At 67.1% G+C, this 2,208-nt stretch carries 2 protein-coding genes; one reads left to right on the forward strand and one right to left on the reverse strand.

Features of this window, described 5'->3' with window-relative positions; all coding sequences use genetic code 11:
• Window positions 1-32: 32 nt before the first annotated feature.
• The gene (locus E6G06_21575) at window positions 33-1,121 is read right to left on the reverse strand and encodes an alpha-amylase (GenBank protein TML86073.1); all 1,089 of its coding nucleotides are present in this window, start codon (window positions 1,119-1,121) and stop codon (window positions 33-35) included.
• A 115-nt stretch (window positions 1,122-1,236) separates the two neighbouring features.
• Between E6G06_21575 and E6G06_21580 the strand changes: the two genes are divergently transcribed.
• Window positions 1,237-1,785, forward strand: coding sequence for a TIGR03086 family protein (locus tag E6G06_21580; protein ID TML86074.1), 549 nt, complete (start codon window positions 1,237-1,239; stop codon window positions 1,783-1,785).
• Window positions 1,786-2,208 lie beyond the last annotated feature (423 nt).

Below are 2,208 nucleotides of genomic sequence, written 5' to 3' on the forward strand. Positions count from 1 at the left end.
CGCCCCAGGCGCGACGTCTCTTGGCGGTGCCATCAGTCGAAGCCGTCGAGTTGGACGCCGTTGTCGAGATCGATCGTCACGACTGCGTCCGCGACCTGGTACTGCAGGCGATGGTTGGTCTTGCTGATCACCTCGATCGCCGCGTCGGTGAGCCAAGGCCGGGAGCGGCGGAAGTTGATCCATCGGCGGTGCTGGTCGGTCGCGGCGTGTTGCGGAGGGGACTCGGGCAGCGCGGGGCGGATCTCGTCGTCGGCGCCGGCCCCATCGCCCTTGGCGCCGGTCCAGCCGAGCTCGTCGCCGTAGTACACGCACGGTACGCCCGGCACGGTGAACAGGACGGCGAGCGCGAGCTCGAGGTGGGCGGGGTCGGCGAGGTTCGTAGCGATCCGGTTCACATCGTGGTTGCCCACGAAGGTCACGGGGGTGAACGACTGGGCGAATTGGCCGTGCCGGTCGAGGGCCCATGCCAGCTCCCACAGGTTGGCGTCGTTGAGGGAGGACCAGATCGCCTTGAACAACTCGTACTGCGTGACGCCGTCGAGCCCTGTCTCGCGGGCCAGACCGGCGTAGTCACCGTGGATGGCCTCGCCGAACAGGAACGCGTCGGGCCGCACGGCGCGCACGGCGGACGTGAGCGAGCGGAGAAACGGTCGGGGCAGGGCGTAGGCGACGTCGAAGCGCCAACCGTCGCCACCGCGGTCGAGCCAGTGGCACGCCACTTCCACCGCCCATGACAGGACCTCAGGGTTGTCGTGATCGAGCGTCGGCAGCTCGTCGTGGCCCTCCCACGTCCGCTCCGACAACCACTCGGGTCTCCGGAAGGCGCGGCCGGCGTGGTTGAAGACCCCGTCGAAGAAGACGCGCACGTCACGCGCCCGGCACTCGGCGACGAACCGGTCGAGGTCGGCATCGCTCCCCAGCCGGGGGTCGAGACGAAGCGCGTCCACCGTGTCATAGCCGTGGTTCGATGACTCATGAACCGGCGTGAGCAAGACCGCCCCGCAGCCCAACGCAGCAACATGATCCAGCCAGCTCGCAAGCGCAGGCAGCCCACGCTCCGCCACAGCACGCAGAACGTGCACGTGGTACACGGTCCTGCCCCTCAGCCACTCAGCGAGCAAGGACCTCGGTCTAGCCGAGGCCCGTCCCGCGCCGAAACGCCGGCTCGGAGGCCAGTCAAGTCATGATTTTGCTGCGCCTGGGAGTGGCTGAGGGGCGGCGCGTACGATTTTGGCCATGTCCGAGGTCTCCGATCGTTACGCCCGTGTCGCGCACGGATTCGCTGCCCGCCTCGAGCACTGTCCACCGGACAAGCTCGACGCCCCCTCACCATGTGACCAATGGACTGGGCGCGATGTGGCGTTCCACGTCGTGCACGTGCACCGACGGGTCCTGGCGGCGCTCGACGGAAGCGACGCCAAGGAGCCGGCGCTGGATGAGGATCTCGTCGCGGCCTTCAGAGACGCCTCGGATGCAGTCAACGCGGCAGTCTCAGATCCGAGCCGTGCGAACAAGACCGTCTCGGGCATCTTCGGCGAGCAACCGTTCGAGCAACTGGTGGGACGACTGCTGTGCGCCGATACCCTGATCCACTCGTGGGACCTTGCCCGAGCCACTGGCCAAGATGATCAGCTCGACACCGACGCAGTGACCAAGGCGCTTGAGTTCCTGACGCCGATCGACGAGGCGATCCGGCGACCGGGCGGTTTCGGACGGAAGCTCGTTCCACCCGCGGACGCGGATCTTCAAACAAAGCTCCTCGCGTTCACTGGCCGTCGCGCCTGAACGGATGGCGCGACTACGAAGGGCCGTGGTCATCGACGCGGAAGCGTCGAGGGAGGAGCGTCATGAGGGTCGTCGTGATGAACCACATCACCCTTGACGGCGTCATGCAGGGTCCCGGCCGCCGTGCCTCGGCTTCGTAGGAAGGGGTTGAGGACTTGAAAGGCGACGATCTCACCCGCGTGACGATTGGCCTCATTCCTGAACAGCCGATGCTGCCACCACTCCACGAACACCACGAGGTCGATGTGCAGGCCCTGCGCCGTTCACCGAGAAGACGAAGGGCATCGATCACCGTTATGCCAGCCAACCGGCGTTCTTCGCGCGACGGCGGTTCACGCCGGTCGTCGATGGCTCGACCGTGCGCTGGGACCTGCGCCCGTCGAGCTGGGTGAACGCCGCCTACCGCTTCGTCGCCGGCAACCT

The sequence above is a fragment of the Actinomycetota bacterium genome (assembly GCA_005888325.1).
Classification (GTDB): Bacteria; Actinomycetota; Acidimicrobiia; order Acidimicrobiales; family AC-14; genus AC-14.

Excerpts from the sequence above, each read along its gene's own strand:
- E6G06_21580 (TML86074.1), top strand. The coding sequence starts at position 1,237 with ATGTCCGAGGTCTCCGATCGTTACGCCCGTGTCGCGCACGGATTCGCT.